The sequence below is a fragment of the Stenotrophomonas sp. NRRL B-14846 genome (assembly GCF_050473585.1).
Classification (GTDB): domain Bacteria; phylum Pseudomonadota; class Gammaproteobacteria; order Xanthomonadales; family Xanthomonadaceae; genus Stenotrophomonas.
This window is the reverse complement of sequence record NZ_JBFLUN010000022.1, coordinates 122,670-141,749: the sequence shown is the minus strand read 5'-3', so window position 1 is coordinate 141,749 and position 19,080 is coordinate 122,670. Positions and strand designations below refer to the sequence as shown.

Annotated in this window: 15 protein-coding genes and 11 tRNA genes; 4 read left to right on the top strand and 22 right to left on the bottom strand. The window is 65.4% G+C overall.

The window, feature by feature from the left end:
* The first annotated feature begins 9 nt into the window (after positions 1-9).
* Together gloB and AB1281_RS02745 are read left to right on the top strand one after the other, a co-directional pair.
* The gene (gene gloB, locus AB1281_RS02750; protein ID WP_430344993.1) at positions 10-774 is read left to right on the top strand and encodes a hydroxyacylglutathione hydrolase; all 765 of its coding nucleotides are present in this window, start codon (positions 10-12) and stop codon (positions 772-774) included.
* Positions 771-1,973 carry a transglycosylase SLT domain-containing protein gene (locus AB1281_RS02745; RefSeq protein WP_430344992.1) on the top strand — a complete coding sequence of 401 codons (1,203 nt, stop codon included), beginning with the start codon at positions 771-773 and terminating at the stop codon, positions 1,971-1,973. Before gloB ends, AB1281_RS02745 begins: the two co-directional genes overlap by 4 nt.
* A gap of 226 nt (positions 1,974-2,199) precedes the next feature.
* Here the strand turns inward: AB1281_RS02745 and AB1281_RS02740 are convergent, their stop codons facing one another.
* The 18 genes from AB1281_RS02740 to AB1281_RS02655 form a co-directional block, all read right to left on the bottom strand.
* Positions 2,200-4,155 (bottom strand): peptidyl-prolyl cis-trans isomerase, encoded by a 1,956-nt coding sequence (locus AB1281_RS02740; protein WP_430344991.1) that lies wholly within the window; start codon positions 4,153-4,155, stop codon positions 2,200-2,202.
* Between the two features lie 182 nt (positions 4,156-4,337).
* A tRNA-Asp gene (locus AB1281_RS02735) sits at positions 4,338-4,414 on the bottom strand.
* 106 nt (positions 4,415-4,520) lie between these two features.
* Positions 4,521-4,597 (bottom strand) — tRNA-Asp (locus AB1281_RS02730).
* A gap of 87 nt (positions 4,598-4,684) precedes the next feature.
* A tRNA-Asp gene (locus tag AB1281_RS02725) sits at positions 4,685-4,761 on the bottom strand.
* Between the two features lie 83 nt (positions 4,762-4,844).
* Positions 4,845-4,921 (bottom strand) — tRNA-Asp (locus AB1281_RS02720).
* Positions 4,922-4,947: 26 nt separating this feature from the next.
* A tRNA-Val gene (locus AB1281_RS02715) sits at positions 4,948-5,022 on the bottom strand.
* An 11-nt stretch (positions 5,023-5,033) separates the two neighbouring features.
* Entirely contained in the window at positions 5,034-5,306 is a 273-nt protein-coding gene (locus tag AB1281_RS02710; RefSeq protein WP_004146343.1) for an HU family DNA-binding protein, read from the bottom strand.
* A gap of 219 nt (positions 5,307-5,525) precedes the next feature.
* A complete protein-coding gene (gene lon / locus AB1281_RS02705; RefSeq protein WP_430344990.1) occupies positions 5,526-7,976 on the bottom strand; it encodes an endopeptidase La in 2,451 nt (816 codons plus the stop codon).
* Positions 7,977-8,118: 142 nt separating this feature from the next.
* Positions 8,119-9,408: an ATP-dependent Clp protease ATP-binding subunit ClpX gene (clpX, locus tag AB1281_RS02700; RefSeq protein WP_004154600.1), complete on the bottom strand. Its 1,290-nt coding sequence runs from the start codon at positions 9,406-9,408 to the stop codon at positions 8,119-8,121.
* Positions 9,409-9,534: 126 nt separating this feature from the next.
* The gene (gene clpP, locus AB1281_RS02695) at positions 9,535-10,161 is read right to left on the bottom strand and encodes an ATP-dependent Clp endopeptidase proteolytic subunit ClpP (protein ID WP_004146318.1); all 627 of its coding nucleotides are present in this window, start codon (positions 10,159-10,161) and stop codon (positions 9,535-9,537) included.
* A 76-nt stretch (positions 10,162-10,237) separates the two neighbouring features.
* The gene (gene tig / locus AB1281_RS02690) at positions 10,238-11,533 is read right to left on the bottom strand and encodes a trigger factor (protein ID WP_014036145.1); all 1,296 of its coding nucleotides are present in this window, start codon (positions 11,531-11,533) and stop codon (positions 10,238-10,240) included.
* 189 nt (positions 11,534-11,722) lie between these two features.
* Positions 11,723-11,807 (bottom strand) — tRNA-Leu (locus AB1281_RS02685).
* A 139-nt stretch (positions 11,808-11,946) separates the two neighbouring features.
* On the bottom strand, positions 11,947-12,315 hold the full coding sequence (locus AB1281_RS02680) for a hypothetical protein (RefSeq protein WP_430344989.1): 369 nt from the start codon (positions 12,313-12,315) through the stop codon (positions 11,947-11,949).
* Positions 12,316-12,730: 415 nt separating this feature from the next.
* Positions 12,731-12,806, bottom strand: a tRNA-Lys gene (locus tag AB1281_RS02675).
* 196 nt (positions 12,807-13,002) lie between these two features.
* Positions 13,003-13,078, bottom strand: a tRNA-Lys gene (locus AB1281_RS02670).
* 79 nt (positions 13,079-13,157) lie between these two features.
* A tRNA-His gene (locus AB1281_RS02665) sits at positions 13,158-13,234 on the bottom strand.
* 162 nt (positions 13,235-13,396) lie between these two features.
* Positions 13,397-13,473 (bottom strand) — tRNA-Arg (locus AB1281_RS02660).
* A 39-nt stretch (positions 13,474-13,512) separates the two neighbouring features.
* Positions 13,513-13,589 (bottom strand) — tRNA-Pro (locus AB1281_RS02655).
* Between the two features lie 180 nt (positions 13,590-13,769).
* On the opposite strand from AB1281_RS02655, the gene AB1281_RS02650 reads away from it, so the two are divergent.
* Together AB1281_RS02650 and AB1281_RS02645 are read left to right on the top strand one after the other, a co-directional pair.
* Positions 13,770-14,528, top strand: a complete 759-nt coding sequence (locus tag AB1281_RS02650; protein WP_049446684.1) for a Bax inhibitor-1/YccA family protein — start codon at positions 13,770-13,772, stop codon at positions 14,526-14,528.
* 130 nt (positions 14,529-14,658) lie between these two features.
* A complete protein-coding gene (locus AB1281_RS02645; protein ID WP_430344988.1) occupies positions 14,659-15,279 on the top strand; it encodes a flavin reductase family protein in 621 nt (206 codons plus the stop codon).
* 11 nt (positions 15,280-15,290) lie between these two features.
* On the opposite strand, the gene AB1281_RS02640 is transcribed toward AB1281_RS02645, so the two are convergent.
* The 4 genes from AB1281_RS02640 to AB1281_RS02625 form a co-directional block, all read right to left on the bottom strand.
* Complete coding sequence (locus tag AB1281_RS02640) at positions 15,291-16,043, bottom strand: sulfite exporter TauE/SafE family protein (protein WP_430344987.1); 753 nt, start codon at positions 16,041-16,043, stop codon at positions 15,291-15,293.
* Positions 16,044-16,068: 25 nt separating this feature from the next.
* On the bottom strand, positions 16,069-16,977 hold the full coding sequence (locus AB1281_RS02635) for a LysR family transcriptional regulator (RefSeq protein WP_430344986.1): 909 nt from the start codon (positions 16,975-16,977) through the stop codon (positions 16,069-16,071).
* 53 nt (positions 16,978-17,030) lie between these two features.
* Positions 17,031-17,774 (bottom strand): cysteine hydrolase family protein, encoded by a 744-nt coding sequence (locus tag AB1281_RS02630; protein ID WP_430344985.1) that lies wholly within the window; start codon positions 17,772-17,774, stop codon positions 17,031-17,033.
* A 254-nt stretch (positions 17,775-18,028) separates the two neighbouring features.
* Positions 18,029-19,033: an isocitrate dehydrogenase gene (locus AB1281_RS02625; RefSeq protein WP_014036138.1), complete on the bottom strand. Its 1,005-nt coding sequence runs from the start codon at positions 19,031-19,033 to the stop codon at positions 18,029-18,031.
* Positions 19,034-19,080 lie beyond the last annotated feature (47 nt).

The window sequence follows — 19,080 nt, the reverse complement described above, 5'->3', positions numbered from 1 at the left end:
TCCAATTCTATGCGACTGACTGCCCTGCCCGCATTTGCGGACAACTACATCTGGACGTTGATCGACGACGCTGACGCCGCCGTGGTCGTCGATCCCGGCGATGCCGCGCCGGTGCTTGCGCTGGCCGATCAGGGCCTGCGCGTGGACACGATCCTGCTCACCCATCACCACGATGACCACATCGGTGGCGTGCCCGCGCTGCAGGCACGTTTTCCCGGCGTCCGGGTCATCGCGCCGGTCGAAGAGCGCATCCCCACGGCAACCGAGCGGGTCAGCGAAGGTGAACGCGTTCAGGCACTGGGCCGGACGTTCCACGTACTATCCGTGCCCGGGCATACCCGCAGCCACATCGCGTTTCACACTGCTGAACATCTTTTCAGCGGAGATTCGTTGTTCAGCCTGGGCTGTGGACGCCTGTTCGAAGGTACGCCGTCCCAGCTTCTGGCATCGATGCGCAAGCTGGGTACCTTGCCCGCGCAACTGCTGCTTTGTTGCGCCCATGAGTACACCGTGTCAAATGCCGTCTTCGCGCGGCATGTCGACCCCGCCAACGCTGCCTTGTGGCAGCGCCAAGAGGAGGCTTTGGCCATGCGCCGCGATGACCGTTCCACCCTGCCGGTAACCCTGGCCAACGAATTCGACTGCAATCCGTTCCTGCGTGTGCACACTGCGCCGATCCGCGCAGCAGTGTCGGCGCACCTGGGTCGCGACGTCGTTGACGACGTCGACGTCATGGCCGGCCTCCGGCACTGGAAAGACGGCTTCCGCGCATGATGCGCCGAAGTCTGCCGCTGGCCCTGGGCCTGGTCCTGGGGCTGGCCGGAACCGCCGGTGCCCAGTCGCTGGGCGCCGGCATCAGCCAGAACCTGACCGCCGCCGCGGCCCTGCCACTGGATCCGGCCGCGTTGCCGGCTGCCTCGGTGCGCAATGGCCAGGAGATCTTCTCCAGCTTCCGCGACGGCCTGGCCGAGCCCACCTGCGACGCCGAGGCCACCAGCCCGCGCTGGCAGAAGCAGTTCGCCCACGCTCCGTCGCGCCTGGCCAACCAGGATGACGATGCGCTGGTGCTGTTCGGCTACGTGGTCGAAGAGCTGCGCAAGGCCAACCTGCCTACCGAATTCGCACTGATTCCGTTCGTGGAAAGCGGCTATCGGCCCAACGCCCGCAACGGCAGCGGCCCGACCGGCCTGTGGCAGTTCATCGCCACCACCGCACGCAACCACCGCGTGCCCATGGCCAACGGCTACGACGGTCGCCTGTCGGCGGTCGATTCGACCCAGGCCGCAGTGCGCTACCTGAAGACCCTGCACGGCATGTTCGGCGGCGACTGGCGCCTGGCCACCATGGCCTACAACGCCGGCGAGTACCGCGTGCTGCAGTCGCTGCGCAAGGCCGGCATGAACGCACAGAACGCCAAGCCGTCGGCGCTGCCCGGCCTGTCGCCGGTCACCTACGCCTACGTCGAGAAGCTGCATGCCCTGGCCTGCGTGCTGGAAGACGTGGAAGACCAGCCGGGCGTGATGGCCTCGCTGGACCGCACCGTGCCGGTACTGAAGGACCACACCCTGCCGGCTGGCACCAGCGTCCAGCAGTGGGCCGCACAGCGCGCCCTGGACCCGGCCAGGATCGCCCGCCTGAACCCTGCCCTGGCGGGCGGTGGCCGCGCCTCGTCGGGCACCACCCGCGTGCTGGCGCCGGTCTCGGCCGCCAATGCGACAGTCGCGGAAGCGGCCACTGTGCTGGTGGCCAGCGCCGCACCGGCTGCCGCCGCCACGCCAACGCCGCAGGTCGCCAAGACCGTCGCCGCGATTGCCGATCGTCCGCGCAGCCGCCGCCACACCGTGCGTGATGGCGAGTCGGCCTGGACCATTGCCCGCCGCTACGGCATGCCGGTCAAGGCCCTGCTGTCGCTGAACGGCCTGAGCGGCAGCAGCGTGCTGAAGCCGGGCGCCGTGCTGCGCGTGGAAGACTGAGTCAGGCGCGGCACCACCGCGCCCTGCCCTGTTTCCTGTAGAGCCGAGCCCATGCTCGGCTTTTTCATGCCTGCGCCCAGCAGACGCAGTCGAGCATGGCTCGACTCTACAAAAGGCGGTCGAGCAAGCTCGACCACTACCAAAGCTCAAGCGCGCCACAAACGAGGCGAAGGCACAAAAAAGGCCCGGCATTGCCGGGCCTTTTCGTACCTGCTGCCGGCGAGGCTTACAGGTTCGCTTCGGTGGTCTGGACCACGAACTTCTTGCGCATCGCCTCGATGTAGGCCTTGGCCGCTGCCATGCCGTCGATCTGGCTCAGCTGTTCCTTCAGCTGCTTCTGCTGCTCGGCGGTCACTTCCTTGACGTCGCCTGGATTGACCTTGTTCACCGCGAACAGCAGCGCGTGGCCATTGACGTCGACCTTGCCATAGCTCGGCTTGCCTTCGGCCGGCACCGGCGCGCTGAAGATCGCGCGGTTGATTTCCGGGGTCGGCACCGGCTGGCTGCGCGGCAGGCCCGGCATCGGGCTCAGTTGCAGCTTCTCGCTGGCAGCCAGCGACTGCAGGGTGGCGCCCGCCTTCAGCTTGGCCAGGATGGCATCGGCGGCCTTGTCGCTGGCCTGGCGCTGGCGGTCAGTGCGGATCGCGGCGATCACCTGCTCACGGGCCTTGTCCAGCGGCAGGGCCTGTTCCGGAGTGTGCGCAGCCACGCGGATGACCACGCTGTGGTTGGTCGCGCCACCCAGGGCGATCGGGTCGCTGGCGGTACCGTCCTGCACCAGCACGTCGGAGAACGCAGCACGCAGCACAGCCGGGTCAGCGGCGATGCCACTGGCGGTCGCGCGGGTGATCGGGCCCAGCGTCTGCAGCGGCAGGTTCACTTCCTTGGCCGCAGCGGCCAGGTCGCTCGGGCTCTTGTTGATGGCATCGACCAGGCGGCCGGCCAGCTCGTTGAAGCCACGCTCACCGTCAGCCTTCAGCTGCTCGGCGGCCAGCGTGTCACGCACTTCCTCGAACGACTTGCCCTGGCCACCGCGCACAGCGGCCACCTTGATGATGTGGTAGCCGAACTCGGTCTTCACCGGGCCGATCACGTCACCGGCCTTGGCCGCAAACAGCGCGTCCTCGAACGGCTTCACCATCGCACCGCGCTCGACCCAGCCCAGGTCACCGCCCTGGTCCTTGGAGCCTGGATCTTCCGAATTGGCCTTGGCCAGCGCGCCGAAATCGGCACCGGCAGCCTTGGCTTCGGCAGCGATCTTGTTCGCCTTGGCTTCGGCGCCGTCACCGGTGATCAGGATGTGCGAGGCCTGGCGCTGCTCCGGCGAGGTGAACTTCGCCTTCTCGTCTTCATAGCGCTTGCGCAGGGTCGCTTCATCGGCCGCGGTCGGTGCCGGCAGGTTCGCGCCGTTGATCTCGACGTACTCCAGCGACACGCTCTCGGCCTGGCGGAAATCCTTGCCGTGGCTGTCGTACCACTTCTTGATCTGCTCATCGGTGACCGGCGCGGTATCGGCCGGTACGGGCGGCAACGCGGCCAGCTCGACGTCGCGGGTTTCGCCCAGCAGCTTCAACAGGCGCTCGGTCTCGGCCTGGGTGACGAAGCCGGAGCTCTGCAGGCCCGACGGGATCACCGACTGCTGCAGGCTCTCACGCACCAGTTCCTGGAACTGGGTCGGCGTACGCGGCGGGTTGCTGCCGGCCAGCGCCAGGCGATAGTTGTTCTCGTTGAACTTGCCGTTCGAATCGAGGAACGCCGGCATGGTCGCGATGTACTCGCGCACCGCGCCGTCGCCGATCACCACGCCCGCCTGTTCTCCGACCAGGCGCACGACCTGCTCGTCGATCAGCTGGTCGAGCACGGCCATCTTGTTCTCGGTGCTCTCGAACGCGCGCGGGTCGAAGTTGTCGCCCTGCTGCTGGCGCTCACGCATGCGCTCCTGCTCGAAACGCGTGCGGAAATCCTGCGAGCTGATCTCGTGGTGCTGCCACAGCATGCGCACCGGCCACCACGACGGCGCCGAACGCCACCAGGTCGGCGGCGCGGAAACCTTGGCCACGTTCTGTGCGCCAACGCCACCGAGGTAGCTGTTGTCGATCACGAACAGGAACGGAATCATCAGCAGCCCCAGGATCACGGTGACGATCCAGCCTGAGGTCTTGTCGCGGAGTTTCTGCAGCATGGTGAGGAATCACAAGGCCTGATTGGCGAGCCCGGCAGTGTAACCCGCTTCGCCGCAGGGACCAAAAGCAGCACCGGCGCGGCCTGCGCCACCTCCGCCGGCGATGTGCCACGCACGGCATCGGCAACGTTCGGCGCGCCACAAAGAAAAAGCCCCCGGCTTGCGCCGAGGGCTTTTGAAGTTGGCGGAGCGGACGGGACTCGAACCCGCGACCTCCGGCGTGACAGGCCAGCATTCTAACCAGCTGAACTACCGCTCCGCGCTGAAACTTTGCAGGCGCCCAGTATATCCGAAGATTCCCTGGAAACCCAGCCCGATGAACACTTTTTTCAAAGTTTTTTCACAGGGACTTAAGAATTCTGCAATGGCGGAGCGGACGGGACTCGAACCCGCGACCTCCGGCGTGACAGGCCAGCATTCTAACCAGCTGAACTACCGCTCCGTTCTTGCAAAAACCTTTTCGTCTTCCTCCCGAACCTGTCGGTGAGAAGACAAGGCCCCCAGCTTTAGGCCGGGGGCCTCGATGTAATGGCGGAGCGGACGGGACTCGAACCCGCGACCTCCGGCGTGACAGGCCAGCATTCTAACCAGCTGAACTACCGCTCCGCGTTGTTGCTTTTTTTGCTTTCAGCCGGCCTGGACCGGGGAGAAAACAAAGCCTCCAGCTTTTGGCCGGAGGCCTCGTTGAATGGCGGAGCGGACGGGACTCGAACCCGCGACCTCCGGCGTGACAGGCCAGCATTCTAACCAGCTGAACTACCGCTCCACACTCAAACTTTTACCGCGGTGCTGTGGTGGGTGCTGAGGGTTTCGAACCCCCGACCCTCTCCGTGTAAAGGAGACGCTCTACCGCTGAGCTAAGCACCCCAGCGAGCCGCTTAGTTTACAGCATCCTTCAGGGCCTTACCAGCCTTGAACGACGGATTCTTCGAAGCAGCGATCTTGATGGTGTCGCCGGTCTTCGGGTTGCGGCCGGTGCGGGCAGCACGGTCGCGGACCTGGAAGGTACCGAAGCCAACCAGGGTGACCGCATCGCCGTCCTTCAGCGCCTTGGTGACGGCAGCAACGACGGCATCGACAGCGCGGCTGGACTCGGCCTTGGTCAGGTCTGCAGCTTCAGCAACGGCATCGATCAATTCGGTCTTGTTCATTCTCTACAACTCCTTTGGCGGTGGGTTCCGCTTATTCGACAGGGAAGCAACCGCACGCGCTCTGCATGCGGCCGCCATGTGGAAACGGTTCGCCGAATTCAGCGATCGCCAGACTGCGATCACTCATTCGCGAGTGCTGCTTTTATACCAGCGGCCCTACCCCCACGCAAGCTGGAAAGCCAGCAACGACGCGGGTTTCGGGCCATTGGACAGCGCGCGTCAATGCTTGACGCGCGCGTTTCCACTCGGTTTGGCCTTGCTGCGCACCGTGACACGTTGCGCACTCTTGCGCGCCTTCTTCGGTGCCAACGGACGCTCCAGCGCCAGGTCCAGGACTTCTTCAATGTACTTCACCGGCACGATCTCAAGATCGCGGGTGACGTTGGCCGGGATGTCGGCCAGGTCCTTGCGGTTCTCTTCCGGGATGATGACCGTGCGGATGCCACCACGCAGTGCAGCCAGCAGTTTCTCCTTCAGGCCACCGATGGCGGTGACGCGACCCCGCAGGGTGATCTCGCCGGTCATCGCCACGTCGGCGCGCACCGGCACCTTGGTCAGCATCGACACCAGCGACGTCACCATCGCCGCACCGGCACTCGGGCCGTCCTTCGGCGTAGCGCCATCGGGCACGTGCAGGTGCACGTCGTGCTTCTGCAGGAAGTCGCTGTCGATGCCAAAGCCCACGGCGCGCGAACGCACCACCGACAGCGCCGCCGACGCCGATTCCTTCATCACGTTGCCGAGCTGGCCGGTCAGGATCAGCTGGCCCTTGCCCGGCACCAGCGTCGATTCGATCTGCAGCAGATCGCCACCGACTTCAGTCCAGGCCAGGCCGGTGACCAGACCGATCTCGTTCTCTTCCTCGGCACGGCCGAAGTCGAAGCGACGCACGCCCAGGTACTTGTCCAGGTTCTTGCTGGACACGCTCACCAGCGCCTTGGACTTCTTCGCGCCCTTCTTCGCCTTCACCGGCTGCGGCCCGGCCAGCGCGATCTCCTTCACCACCTTGCGGCAGATCTTGGCGATCTCGCGTTCCAGGTTGCGCACGCCCGATTCGCGCGTGTAGTAGCGCACGATGTCCTGGATCGCATCACTGCCGATCTCAAGCTCTTCCGGCTGCAGGCCGTTGGCCTTGATCTGCTTCGGCACCAGGTAGCGGGTGGCGATGTTGAGCTTCTCGTCCTCGGTGTAGCCGGGGATGCGGATCACTTCCATGCGGTCCAGCAGCGGGCCCGGAATGTTGAGCGAGTTCGAGGTCGCCACGAACATCACTTCGGACAGGTCCAGGTCCACTTCCAGGTAGTGGTCGTTGAACGCGTTGTTCTGCTCCGGATCGAGCACTTCCAGCAGCGCCGAAGACGGATCGCCACGGAAGTCCATCGACATCTTGTCGATCTCATCGAGCACGAACAGCGGGTTCTTGCTGCCGACCTTGTTGAGGTTCTGCACGATGCGGCCCGGCATCGAACCGACGTAGGTACGACGGTGGCCACGGATCTCGGCCTCGTCGCGTACGCCGCCCAGCGACATGCGCACGAACTTGCGGTTGGTGGCCTTGGCGATGGACTGGCCGAGCGAAGTCTTGCCCACGCCCGGCGGCCCGACCAGGCACAGGATCGGGCCCTTCATCTGCTTCACGCGCGACTGCACCGCCAGGTATTCAAGGATGCGTTCCTTGACCTTCTCCAGGCCGTAGTGGTCGGCATCGAGGGTGTCCTGCGCGGCCTTCAGGTCCTTGCGCACCTTGCTGCGCTTCTTCCACGGCACGCCCAGCAACCACTCCAGGTAGTTGCGCACGACGGCCGCTTCGGCCGACATCGGCGACATCTGCTTGAGCTTGTTCAGTTCGTTGCGCGCCTTGGCTTCAACGGCCTTCGGCATGCCGGCTTCGGCGATCTTGCGGGCCAGTTCTTCCAGCTCGCCCGGCGCGTCGTCCAGGTCACCCAGTTCCTTCTGGATGGCCTTCATCTGTTCGTTGAGGTAGTACTCGCGCTGGCTCTTCTCCATCTGCGACTTCACGCGGCCGCGGATGCGCTTCTCCATCTGCTGCACGTCGATCTCGCCGTCGACCAGGCCGACCAGCATCTCCAGGCGGTCACCGACGGCCAGCGTTTCCAGCAGGCGCTGCTTGTCGGCCAGGCGCACGCTGATGTGCGCGGCGATGGTGTCGGCCAGGCGCGCCGGCTCATCGATGCCCGACAGCGTCTGCAGCAGTTCCGGCGGCAGCTTGCGGTTGGTCTTCACGTACTGCTCGAACAGCGACATCAGCGAGCGGGCGATCGCCTCGACCTCGCGCGCTTCGCGCTCGTCGCTGGTGTCGATCTCCACGGCCTGGCCGTGCAGCGAGCCGTTGCGCTCGTCGACGTGGGTGACCTGCACGCGCGACAGGCCTTCGACCAGCACCTTGATGGTGCCGTCGGGCAGCTTCAGCAGCTGCAGCACCTGCGCCAGCGTACCGACCTGGTAGAGGTCGGCCGCATGCGGGTCGTCGGTCTCGGCCGACTTCTGCGCCAGCAGCAGGATGCGCTTGTCCGCTTCCATTGCCTGTTCGAGCGCGTGCATGGACTTGTCACGGCCGACGAACAGCGGGATGACCATGTGCGGGAACACCACTACGTCGCGCAGCGGCAGGACCGGCAGGTCGAGGGTTTCACTTGGGGAACGGGCCATGGGGGCTCCAGGGAAGGGGAAAACCGCCTCCGGGAGGGCATCTTCCGGAGACAAAAAAAGCCGATGGCCCCGTTATGGGGCCATCGGCTTTCAGATGCAAGGCATTCCTTGAAAATCCTTTCCAATCAACAACCTGGAAGGATCACTCGGCGCCTGCGGCCTTCTGTTCAGGGGCCGCCGGGGTCTGGTAGATCAGGTACGGCTCGGACTTGTGCTCGATCACCGACTCGTCCACCACCACCTTGCTGACGTTTTCCTGCGACGGCAGATCGTACATGGTGTCCAGCAGGACCGATTCGACGATGGTGCGCAGGCCACGGGCACCGGTCTTGCGCTTGAGCGCCTTCCTGGCGATGGCCGACAACGCGTCCGGACGGAACTCCAGTTCCACGTTCTCCATCTCGAACAGCTTCTTGAACTGCTTGGTGATGGCGTTCTTCGGCTCGGTCAGGATCTTGATCAGGGCCGGCTCGTCCAGCTCCTCCAGGGTCGCCACCACCGGCAGGCGGCCGACGAACTCCGGAATCAGGCCGAACTTGATCAGGTCTTCCGGCTCGACTTCGGCCAGCACCTTGCCCACTTCCTGCTTGCGCTCGCTGCTCTTCACCTTGGCGCCGAAGCCGATGCTGCCGACGTCGGTGGAACGGGCCTGGATCACCTTGTCCAGCCCGGCGAACGCGCCGCCGCAGATGAACAGGATGTTCTTGGTGTCCACCTGCAGGAATTCCTGCTGCGGGTGCTTGCGGCCGCCCTGCGGCGGAACGCTGGCCACGGTGCCTTCGATCAGCTTCAGAAGGGCCTGCTGCACGCCTTCGCCGGACACATCGCGGGTGATCGACGGGTTCTCGCTCTTGCGCGAGATCTTGTCGATTTCATCGATGTAGACGATGCCCTGCTGTGCCTTCTCGACGTCGTAGTCGCACTTCTGCAGCAGCTTCTGGATGATGTTCTCCACGTCCTCGCCCACGTAACCGGCTTCGGTCAGCGTGGTGGCGTCGGCCATGGTGAACGGCACGTTGAGCAGGCGGGCCAGGGTCTCGGCGAGCAGCGTCTTGCCCGAACCGGTCGGGCCGACCAGCAGGATGTTCGACTTCGCCAGTTCGACGTCGTCGTTCTTCTGCCGGCTCTCGATGCGCTTGTAGTGGTTGTACACGGCCACGGCCAAGGTGCGCTTGGCGCGGTTCTGGCCGATCACGTACTGGTCGAGGACCTCGAGGATCTCGCGCGGCTTGGGCAGCGAACTGCGCGCCGACTGCGCCTTTTCCTCGAGTTCCTCACGGATGATGTCGTTGCACAGCTCCACGCACTCATCGCAGATGAATACGCTCGGACCCGCAATCAGCTTGCGCACTTCATGCTGGCTCTTGCCGCAGAAAGAGCAGTAGAGGATCTTGCCGGTGTCCGTGGAACGACCTTGGCGGTCTTCGCTCATGCTTCGCTTACCCAGTTACCCCACCCGCTGAACGGGGGTTCGATTCGAGAATAGCACAGGGCCGAGGGGACGCCAGTCCCGCCCGACCCTGCAGGAACGGGGCCTCCCTGGCCCCGTGAAGGCCGGTCAACCGGCCTGGATCGACTCATCCGGACGACGCTCCAGGACCTGGTCGACCAGACCGTAGGCCTGCGCCTCGAAGGCGCTCTTGAAGTTGTCGCGCTCGGTGTCACGGGCGATCGTCTCCAACGACTGGCCGGTGTGCTTGGCCAGCACCTCGTTCAGGCGCGAACGCAGGGTCAGGATCTCGCGCGCGTGGATGTCGATGTCGGTGGCCTGGCCCTGGTAGCCGCCCAGCGGCTGATGGATCATCACGCGCGAGTTCGGCAGCGCATAGCGCTTGCCGGCTTCGCCCGCGGCCAGCAGCAGGGCGCCCATCGAGGCGGCCTGGCCGATGCAGGTGGTGCTCACATTCGGCTTGATGTACTGCATGGTGTCGTAGATCGCCATGCCGGCGGTGACCACGCCACCCGGCGAGTTGATGTAGATGTTGATGTCCTTTTCCGGGTTTTCCGATTCCAGGAACAGCAACTGCGCCACCACCACGTTGGCCATGTGATCGTCGATCGGGCCCACGAGGAAGATCAGGCGCTCCTTCAACAGGCGCGAATAGATGTCGTAGGCACGCTCGCCGCGGCTGGTCTGCTCGACCACCATCGGAACCAGGTTCAGGGCTTTGGTTCGGTTGTCCATTACGTGAGGTACCTATCTTGGGGGGCAACAACCCCGCGCCGGCAAAGGCGCGGGGCATCCGGTGATCCGCCCGGGCTTACTGGCGGATCGCGTCCTGGAACGACAGCTTCTCTTCGGTGTGCTGGGCACGCTCGGCGATCCAGTCGATCACCTGCTCTTCCATCACGCGGTTCTGCAGGCCAGACATCAGCTGGGGGTCGTTGCGGTACATCTCAATGACCTGTTCCGGCTCTTCGTAGGTCGAAGCGATCAGACGCATCGTTTCGTTCAGGCGCTTGGCTTCCAGGCGCAGGTCGTTGATGCGGGCCACTTCACCGACCAGCAGGCCGACCAGCACGCGCTTGGCGGCGGCGTCCTTGAAACCTTCATGGGCATCTGCCGGGATTTCGCCGACGTTCTGGCCATTGCGGCGGATCTGCTCGACCTGCTGGGCCAGCATGGCGCGGGCTTCGTTCTCGACCAGGCGCGGCGGCATTTCCACCGAGGCGTAGGCGGCGATCAGCTGCTCGCCCACTTCACGGCGCAGGCGGTTCATCAGCGCGCCCTTCAGCTCGCGCTCCAGGTTGGCGCGGATGTCGCTACGGAACTGTTCGACGTCGCCGCCCTTCACGCCGAAGCTCTTGATGAAGGCTTCGTCGACCGCCGGCACGACCGGCTCGGACACTTCGGCGACCTTGACGGTGACCTGCACGGTCTTGCCGGCCAGCACCGGCACGCGCCAGTCAGCCGGGAACTCGACGTCCAGGGTCTTTTCTTCGCCCTTGGCCAGGCCGACCAGGCCCTTCTCGATGGTGTCGAACATCATGCCCTGGCCGAGCACGATCGAACCCTTCTCGGTGCCTTCGGCCGGCAGGCGCTCTTCGCCGGCCTGCGACCAGGTTTCCACCGCGACCAGGTCACCGTCCTGCGCGCCACGGCTGACCGGGGCCCAGGTACGACGCTGGTTCTGCAGGTTCTCGATCATCTGGTCGATGTCGGCGTCGGTGATCTCGGCGCTGTGGCGCACGACGGTCAGCTTGCTGACGTCGATGTCGCCGAAGTCCGGCACCACTTCCACGGTGGCCACGAAGGAGAACTCACCCTCGTCGCCCTTGTCAATGCGCGGGCTGCCGACGATGCGCAGGTCGTGCTCGCGCACGGCGGCATCGAAGGTCTCGCGCAGCAGGCCGTCCAGCGCCTCGCCACGGACCTGCGCGCCGAAGCGCTGCTCGATCACCTTGGCCGGCACCTTGCCAGGACGGAAACCCTTGATGCGGGTGGTACGGGCGATTTCGCCCAGGCGGCCGACGATGTGGCTCTGCAGACGCTCTTCCGGCAGCGAGAAGCTCAGGCGGCGTTCCAGGTTGCCGGTGGATTCGATCGAAGCTTGCATGTTGACTCCTGCCACCGGTGGCCCAGGCCCCCGGCTCGATGATTGGGATGAAACGGTTGTAAGGACACGACGTCTGGGACGCGCCTGCTTGCCGCAGCCCTTTAGTTTCGCCCAATTCGGCCTGCACTGCCAGCGCGTGCCGGTCAAGGGGGCGCCGATGGCCCGATCAGGGCGGGGACAGGCCGGCACTGGTGCGAAAGGGGGGACTCGAACCCCCACGCCTTGCGGCACTGGAACCTAAATCCAGGGCGTCTACCAATTCCGCCACTTTCGCGTGGCCGGCACAGGTGTTCATTGTCGCAGGCGGCGACTGGAATCGGAAGGCCTGCACAAAGCTGAATCCACGACGCTCCGCGCCATCGCTGCGTCGCAGCCACCCCGGCGGGCGCGCGGCCCGCCGGGGCGACTGCAGCTCACTGCTGCGGGACGGCGCGGGCCGGTGCCACGCCTGCGCCAGAGTCGACGGCCGCATCCACCTTCCGGACCTCCACGCCCCCATCGTCGGTACGACGCAGGGCCACCGACTCCGGCGCAGCCTTGCGCACATCCACCGAACCGTCCGCATTGCGCTGCATGTCCACCGCATCGGGCAGAACCTCCCCCTCCGCGGGCTGGGCCGGCTTCATCTGCATGGCGTCACCGACCGGGCGCGCCGGAATGCTCTCCGCGCCCGCATCGCGCTCGACGGTCTGCGCGGGATCATCGCCCGGCGTGCAGGCCGCCAGTGCCATCAACGCGAAGGGAACCCACAGCGTGCGGTGCAATCGAGTGATCTCAGCCATCAACATCTTCCTTCGTGCATGCGCCATCGGCGCGGAAGGTCCATTGGGTGCGATGCAGGACGCGTGCGGTGAGAAGCAGCGCACAGCATTGAAAACACTGATGACGCGTATGCCCCTGATTTCAGCACCGCTTCAGTAGATCCACGCCATGCGTGGATGACGCGCAACCCGGCGCACAGGCAAGAAAAAAGCCACTTGGCGAACCAAGTGGGAAGCTGCCGCGCATTCGCGCCGCAGCCCCACGCTTTGCGCGGCAAAGCGCGGGCCCCACTTCATCAGCCCCCACATCCCCGCGGCTTCGCCGCGCCCCCTTGACTCAAGGGGGCTCCACACCAGCCAGCGCACTGACATCCGCACGCTCAACCCGGCGCGCAGGCAAGAAAAAAGCCACTTGGCGAACCAAGTGGCTTTCGTCTGGTGGGCTGTCAAGGATTCGAACCTTGGACCTATTGATTAAGAGTCAACTGCTCTACCAACTGAGCTAACAGCCCGAAATCGGGGCGCGAATTATGACCCGATCCGCTCGGTGGGTGCAAGCACTTTCTTCAACATCGTTGAAACCAGCACTGCGATCCCGATACGTTGCAGATCCACGCCAGGCGGGGCCCTGCAACGTGTGACCCATCGAAACGAAAGGGTCACACTTATAAGAAAAAAGCCACCTGGCGTACCAGATGGCTTCCATCTTGGTGGGCCGTCAAGGATTCGAACCTTGGACCTATTGATTAAGAGTCAACTGCTCTACCAACTGAGCTAACGGCCCGTGAAACTCAGACGCACATTGTAGCGTGCTTTCTGCTTATTGCAATACCGTTTCGGCTGCGCCGATGCGGTTGAATCAGTGGGGTGGCTGAGGGGATTCGAACCCCCGACCACCGGAATCACAATCCGGTACTCTAACCAACTGAGCTACAGCCACCACTGAAACTTTCGTTCCCCGCCGATGCCGCTGGCGATGGAACCTCAAACCTTTGCCTGGAGACTGTCACCGAAGTTCCGGTCCGCCGAAGCGAGTCCGATATTCTGGTGGAGTCTTTACGCTTTTGCAAGCACTTCTTCACATCCGCCGATGCGATCCCGATGGCGCGCCCGACAGGAATCGAACCTGTAACCGCCGGCTTAGAAGGCCGGTGCTCTATCCAGTTGAGCTACGGGCGCCCGAACCGGAACGGTGTCCAATCCGACGTGACGTGGGATTGGTCGGGGTAGAGGGATTCGAACCCCCGACATCCTGCTCCCAAAGCAGGCGCGCTACCAGACTGCGCTATACCCCGGTCTTGCAATCCCCTCGGGCCAGGCCCGGGGAGTCGTTCATTGTCGCCAAGCACATCGCGAACTGTCAACGCGGGCGGCTACAACCTGAAGTCTGCCACAGCGCCGTGCGTGGTCATCCGCTATGCTCGCGGTCATCGGCCGGATGGCCGTCCCGACAATCATTCGCACGGAGAACACGCATGCGCAGCGGCAACCCGGCTCTTTCCGAGTCGACCTTCCTCGACCTCGCCAGCGGTTCGGTGGTGACCAGCCCCGACCAGGTGATGACCCTCAACGGCACCGCCAACAAGACCGGCATCCTGCTGCTGTTGACCGTGCTGACCGCGGCGTTCGCCTGGAGCCAGTCGGTCGACGAGTACGGCCAGATTTCCGGCAGCGCGAGCCTGTACGCCATTGGTGGCGCGATCGGCGGCCTGGTGCTGGCGCTGATCACCATCTTCAAGAAGGAATGGTCGCCGGTCACCGCGCCGATGTACGCGCTGGTCGAAGGCCTGTTCCTGGGCGCCGTGTCGGCCCTGTTCAACATGAAGTATCCGGGCATCGTGTTCCAGGCCGTGCTGCTGACCTTCGGCACCCTGGCCGCACTGCTGTTCGCATACCGCAGCGGCGTGATCAAGGCCACCGAGAACTTCAAGATGGGCGTGGTCGCTGCCACCGGCGGCATTGCCCTGCTCTACCTGGCCTCGTTCGTGCTGGGCTTCTTCAACATCAATGTGCCGGTGATCCACGACTCCAGCTGGCTGGGCATCGCCTTCAGCCTGTTCGTGGTGGTCGTGGCCGCGCTGAACCTCGTGCTGGACTTCGACTTCATCGAAACCGGCGTGGCCCAGCGCGCGCCGAAGTACATGGAGTGGTATGGCGCATTCGGCCTGATGGTGACCCTGGTCTGGCTGTACGTGGAATTCCTGCGCCTGCTGTCGAAGATCCAGCAGCGCTGAGTCCAGCCACGCCGAAAACGACAAGCCGCGATCCACAAGGGTCGCGGCTTTTTTTGTGGGCCGCGCCTGCTCGGCTGTTTCAGGCGGTAGAGTCGAGCACGCTCGACGCTACGGAACGCGCCCCCCCCCCATGACCGACACCTTCCACAGCTACCGCCCGGCTGAAGGCCACCGCCTGCCGCATGACCCGTTCAACGCCATCATCGGCCCGCGCCCGATCGGCTGGATTTCCAGCTGCGACGTGCAGGGCACGTTGAACCTGGCGCCCTACAGCTTCTTCAACGCCTTCAACTACACCCCACCGATCATCGGTTTCTCCAGCCAGGGCCGCAAAGACTCGCTGCGCAACATTGAAGCCACCGGCGAGTTCGTCTGGAACCTGGCCACGTTCGACCTGGCCGTGGCCATGAACGAAAGCTGCCGCGCGGTCGCACCGGATGTCGACGAGTTCGCCCTCGCCGGCCTGACGCCGCTGGCATCCACGCAGGTCGCACCCCCACGTGTTGCACAGAGCCCGGTGAGCATGGAATGCCGCTGCACCCAGATCGTGCGCCTGCGCGATGCCGCCGGCCAGGACACCAACGGCTGGCTGGTGCTGGGCGAGGTGGTCGCGGTGCATATCGATGCACGGTTGCTGGTCGATGGCATCTATGACACTGCGGCGGCGGCGCCGATCCTGCGCGGTGGCGGGCCCGCCGACTACTTCCGCATTGGCGCCGAACAGCGCTTCCGCATGTTCCGCCCCGCCTGAAGTTCAACCGGTTACGGTCGCGCGAGCAGCACCGGCAGCGACGACACCAGCAATGCGATGCCCGAAGCGGTCAACAGGCTCAGCACGATCTGCCGGAAGCGCGCTTCGCTGATGCCGATGTAGACGCGCGCACCCAACAGGGTCGGCACCAGCATGGCCGGTGCCACGATGGCGAAGTACGGCAGCATCTGCCGGCTCACCAGGCCGCTGCCTACATAGGTGGCCATGGTCACTGCCAGCATCGCCAGATTGAAGTTCTGGATGACCGCGCGCTGCTCGTCCTTGCCGAAGCCACGCAGCGTGCGCCACAGCGTCGGCACCGGTCCAGCGAAACCACCGATGCCGCTGAGCACGCCACCTGCCATGCCGGCGATCGCGTCACCGATACGACCGCCCACGCGGATCGGCGGCAATGATCGCGCCATCAGCATCACCGGGCACCACAGCGCAAGGAAGCCGCCCAGCAGCGCCTTGAACCAGTCCATGTCCAGCTGCGGCAACACCATCACGCCCAGCGGAATGCCCACCAGCCCACCCAGCACGAACGGCAGCAGCAGGCGCAGATTGAATCCACGCCGCACGGTGAACACTGCCACCAGCTGACCGACCAGCGCGCCGAACACCGACAGCGTAGCCGCCAGGCGCGGCTCCAGCCCCCACGCCCAGAACGACATCGCCACCATCCCGAAGGCGAAACCGGACAGGCCCTGCACGAATCCGGCGACGATCGCGCCGAGCGCGACCAGCAGATACACCGACTCCATCACCACCTCGGCTGCAACCGCGCGACTACCCTGCCGCGCTCACCTGTGCAGCGTAGTGCGCCGCGAGATGCTCGACCAGCGCACGCACCTTGGGCGCCAGCGCACGTGCATGCGGATACAGCGCGAAGTAGCGCCGCTGGCCGGCATGCCAGGCCGGCAGCACGCGGATCAAACGACCGGCGCGCAGGTCCTCCTGCACGGTCAGCGCGGTGAACAGGCTGATGCCCATGCCGGCCAGCGCGGCGGCGTACAGTGCGGGCGTGGCATCCACGCGCAGGCGCTGCCCGGCTTCGATGCTCGCGGTTGCGCCGCGCGGCCCCTGCAACTGCCAGGGCGGCATTGATGCCTTGGGACTGAAACCCAGCAGCGTGTGCTGTGCCAGGCCCGCTGCCTGCCGCGGCAGGCCGTGGCGCGCCAGGTATGCCGGTGCGGCGACCAGGATGCGCGGGCAGCTGGCCAGTTCGCGCGCGACCAACTGGCTGTCCGGCAATGAAGCCGCGATGCGCAGGGCCAGGTCGAAACCACCGCCCACTACATCGACCAGCTGATCATCCGCCGACAGGTCCAGCGTGACCTCCGGGTAACGCTGCAGGAACGACGGCAGCCAGTGCGGCAGCTCCTGGCTGGCCACCACCTGCGGCACGCTGATCCGCACGCTGCCACTGGGCTGCGCCTGCCCGGCACGGGCACGGTCGTCGGCTTCCTGCAGGCGGTCCAGCAGCGTTGCCGCCTCGTGGTAGTAATCGCGCCCGGCCTCGGTCAACGACAGCCGACGGCTGTTGCGATCGAGCAGGCGCACCTGCAGGTGTTCTTCCAGCTGCCGCAGTTGCCGCGACATCGCCGAGTGGGTGGTCCCCAGGCGCTCGGCGGCCGCGGTGAAACTGCCCGCGTCGACGATGGCGCGCAGCGCACGCAGGGCGGCGAAGTGATCCATCGGCGGGCAGCTCCAGGCGGCGGGGCCCGCGGCATGCGGGCCCCGCCAGCTTATCAAGCGCCGTCGCCGGCCTTGCGCACCGGCAACGCCAGGATCGCGTCAGTCGTCATGACATCGCCAAAGGTGTCCTCGATCTGGGCCAGAGAGGCTTCATGCAGCGCGCGATGGCCGATGCGACGGCCACCGGCCAGATCCAGGTCACGGCTGGCGCTGGCATCGGACGCCACGATCACCCGGTAGCCACGTGGCGCAGCTGCGGCATCGCGCGCGGCACCGGCCACGCAGGCATGGGTCTGCAGGCCGGTGACGATCAGGGTATCGATGCCGGCATCCTTCAGCACCTTGTCGATCACCGCGGCCGAGTCGCCGGCGAACACGCTGACGTTGTCCTTCTGCACCACGGTCTCGCCCTGGCGCGGCTGCAGGTCGCGATGGAAGGCAGCATTGACGCTGCCCTGCGCGAACAGGGGTGCGCCGGCCGGCAGCACGTGCTGCACATGGATCACGCGGATGCCGTGGGCGTCGGCAAATTCGACCACCCGCTTCGCCTGCCGCAGCGCGGCCACGCCATCGGGGATGACCATGCGGCCACCGGCAAAGCCCGGTGCGGCCTTGGCATCGAAGTACTCATTCTGGAAGTCGATCACCAGCACGGCGGTCTTCGCCGCATCCAGCGAGGTCGCGACCGGCGCGCCGGCCATGTGGCGGATGGTGGGATGGGCCGGCTCGGCGGCGGCGACCGGGGCGGTGGCGGCCATGCCGATCAGGCTGGCCAGGCCGAAGGCGGTGAGGTTCATGTTCAAGCTCCTGTGCGGTGGAAAGTGGGCACAGGATGCGGAGCGCATGACGCACGAACCAGCCGCCTAGCGGCACATGATCTGTGCGAATTCTGGACAGACCGACGTTGTAGCGTCGAGCCATGCTCGACTGCTTTTCACGGCTACCCCGATCGAAGAGCCGTCGAGCATGGCTCGACGCTACAAGAGCGGGAAAACGCAACGGGGCACCCGAAGGCGCCCCGCTGTGGATCCAACCGAGGTCGGCCGGCCGCTTACAGGCGGCTGGCGATGGCCTGGGCAAAGCTCATGGTGGTGCCGGTGCCGCCCAGGTCGCCGGTCAGCGAATCCTTGGCTTCCATGGTCGCCACGATGGCCTTGCGCAGGCGCTCGGCGTTCTCCGGCTGGCCGACATGGTCCAGCATCTGCGCGGCTGCCAGCAGCAGCGCGCACGGATTGGCCTTGCCCTGCCCGGCGATGTCCGGCGCGGTGCCGTGCACGGCTTCGAAGATCGCCGCGTCCTTGCCGATGTTGGCACCCGGGGCCAGGCCCAGGCCGCCGACCAGACCGGCGCACAGGTCGGAGATGATGTCGCCGAACAGGTTGGTGGTGACGATCACGTCGAACTGTTCCGGACGCATCACCAGCTGCATGCAGCAGTTGTCGACGATCATTTCCTGGAACTCGATCTCCGGGTACTGCGCGGCCACTTCACGGGCGACGTTCAGGAACAGGCCCGAGGTCGACTTGATGATGTTGGCCTTGTGCACGGCGGTGACCTTCTTGCGGCCGGTGCTCTTGGCCAGCTCGAAGGCGTAGCGCACGATGCGCTCGGAGCCCTTGCGGGTGATGCGGGTGCCGGAGAAGGCGGTCTCGCCGTCGGCCGACACTTCCTGGCCTTCGGCCAGGTAGGCACCTTCGGTGTTCTCACGAACGGTGATCAGGTCGACGTTGTCGAAACGCGACTTGGTATTCGGGAAGGTGTGGGCCGGACGCACGTTGGCGTACAGGTCGAAGTGGCGGCGCAGGCTGACGTTGATCGAGGTGAAGCCACCACCGACCGGGGTGGTCAGCGGGCTCTTCAGCGCGACCTTGTTGCGCGCGATCGATTCCAGGGTCACCGCCGGCATCAGGTCGCCGTGCTTTTCCAGGGCCACCAGGCCGGCGTCGGCGTCTTCGTACTCCAGGCCAGTCTTGAGCTGGTCGAGCACGAACAGGGTGGCGTCCATGATTTCCGGGCCAATGCCGTCGCCGCGGATGACCGTAATTTTCTGCGTCATTGATCGATGTTCCGAACAGGGGGAAAAACGCCGTCCGGACGTGCCCG

Coding starts and splice junctions, on each gene's coding strand:
- AB1281_RS02710 (WP_004146343.1), bottom strand. CDS start 5,306: ATGAACAAGACCGAATTGATCGATGCCGTTGCTGAAGCTGCAGACCTG.
- lon (WP_430344990.1), bottom strand. CDS start 7,976: ATGGCCCGTTCCCCAAGTGAAACCCTCGACCTGCCGGTCCTGCCGCTG.
- AB1281_RS02680 (WP_430344989.1), bottom strand. CDS start 12,315: ATGGCTGAGATCACTCGATTGCACCGCACGCTGTGGGTTCCCTTCGCG.
- clpX (WP_004154600.1), bottom strand. CDS start 9,408: ATGAGCGAAGACCGCCAAGGTCGTTCCACGGACACCGGCAAGATCCTC.
- AB1281_RS02740 (WP_430344991.1), bottom strand. CDS start 4,155: ATGCTGCAGAAACTCCGCGACAAGACCTCAGGCTGGATCGTCACCGTG.
- AB1281_RS02635 (WP_430344986.1), bottom strand. CDS start 16,977: ATGGATCACTTCGCCGCCCTGCGTGCGCTGCGCGCCATCGTCGACGCG.
- clpP (WP_004146318.1), bottom strand. CDS start 10,161: ATGGACAACCGAACCAAAGCCCTGAACCTGGTTCCGATGGTGGTCGAG.
- tig (WP_014036145.1), bottom strand. CDS start 11,533: ATGCAAGCTTCGATCGAATCCACCGGCAACCTGGAACGCCGCCTGAGC.
- AB1281_RS02625 (WP_014036138.1), bottom strand. CDS start 19,033: ATGACGCAGAAAATTACGGTCATCCGCGGCGACGGCATTGGCCCGGAA.
- AB1281_RS02640 (WP_430344987.1), bottom strand. CDS start 16,043: ATGGAGTCGGTGTATCTGCTGGTCGCGCTCGGCGCGATCGTCGCCGGA.
- AB1281_RS02645 (WP_430344988.1), top strand. CDS start 14,659: ATGACCGACACCTTCCACAGCTACCGCCCGGCTGAAGGCCACCGCCTG.
- AB1281_RS02745 (WP_430344992.1), top strand. CDS start 771: ATGATGCGCCGAAGTCTGCCGCTGGCCCTGGGCCTGGTCCTGGGGCTG.
- AB1281_RS02630 (WP_430344985.1), bottom strand. CDS start 17,774: ATGAACCTCACCGCCTTCGGCCTGGCCAGCCTGATCGGCATGGCCGCC.
- gloB (WP_430344993.1), top strand. CDS start 10: ATGCGACTGACTGCCCTGCCCGCATTTGCGGACAACTACATCTGGACG.
- AB1281_RS02650 (WP_049446684.1), top strand. CDS start 13,770: ATGCGCAGCGGCAACCCGGCTCTTTCCGAGTCGACCTTCCTCGACCTC.